The 1,429-nt window shown below is 48.7% G+C and carries 1 protein-coding gene; it reads left to right on the top strand.

Going from position 1 to position 1,429, the window contains the following annotated elements:
• The coding region (locus KDK18_RS12520) for a hypothetical protein (protein ID WP_257255262.1) at positions 1 to 1,429 on the top strand (1,429 nt) is incomplete at both ends.

Raw genomic sequence — 1,429 nt, 5'->3', positions numbered from 1 at the left:
GCCTTTGCTCGAAAAGAGCCTGTTGGGGTTCTGAACAACATCTTCAAGAGAGTGATTAACCATCCCCAGGTGACTGGCTTTGACAAAGCTCAGGCTCATTACAGTTATGCCGACATGGTCACCTCCAGGCTTCGGCGTCAGCTGGAGTTTGTTCACAAAATGATTGAGCCTGTCTATGCCTACGGGCAAGCCCTGGAAAATCAGGGGCCGCCTGATCTGGAAAAAGACATCAAATTCAGGGAAGCATTGAAGCAGTTCAAGCTTAATATGCAGCAGATCAGCATCTACACCTTGGTCATGAGTAAGGCCGTCAAAGAAGCGCAGGAGATTTTCTTTAGCCTTAATGAAGATCAACCCGAGTTTGTTGATGCACTGGTGGATCTACACAACGACATGGAGCACCTGATTGCTCAGGGAAAAGCCGTCATTCAATGCTGCAAGGACATTCCGGATATTTATGCCCGGCGGGGTAAAATGATTCAGCGTCACAAGCTGTACAGGAAAAGTGGCTCACTGCGAGACCATGAGTTAAAAAGTGGCTCACAGCAACACCGTGATTTACAAAGTGACTCAGAACGACACCGAGAGTTATCCGACCGAATAAAGGATCTGGAAGAACTTGGCAAGAAGCTCGATAAAAGTATGGGAATGCTGAAAGACGCCCTTAATAGTGAACAGGCCGCCCAGGTCCGGCAGGCTCTGAGCCCTGATGATTCAGCCTCTGTGGCTGAATGTAATAATGACTCTGCACAGGGCTCCTTGCCCGATCAGGCTACCTCATCCATGCAAACATCTCCGGTAGCTACCGCTGCACCTTCAGAGGGCACCCACACAACGGACATAGAAACACCATTAGTTGCAGGCATTGAGGAAGCTCAAGAGATTAAACTACCCCTGAAGCTGCTTATTCCCGAAAACATGGTGATTGCCCTGGGCATTTCAATCGTGGAGCGCCAACTCATAGCACTCATGAAGCTCTTCGATTCGGGAACCGTTCAGGATAAAAATCTGACTACTGCAAAATCCAGAAAAGGCAAAAAAGGGAAACAGCAGGGACGTAAAGGAAAAGATCCAGTGGTCCCTCAACCACAAGCCACTGAGGTCAAAAAGAAAAATGTCGATCCCGATGAACTGGGCCTGAAACTCCAAACAAGGCTCAGCGACTATCTTGAAGTACTCCATGACACAGGAAAGACTCCTGATGGCAAAACGGTGCCTGAGGGGCTGGATTTAAAAGTACTGCTGACAAGAATCCAGCAGGGTACTTTTCTCGAGGACTCCAAGTATTTGGGCGTTGACTGTACCTTTCTTTCAGATGCTCTGAAAATTCCTATCCAGGTTAACCTGCCGATGAACAACATGCTTTACTTCCGGCCAGGCCTGGTTGAACCCGAGAAACTCGACCACTCGATTCACCCGGAGCCTCACC

The organism is Endozoicomonas sp. SESOKO3 (genome assembly GCF_024606255.1).
The sequence above is the reverse complement of the archived record's forward strand: the minus strand, read 5'-3'. Positions and strand labels throughout refer to the sequence as shown.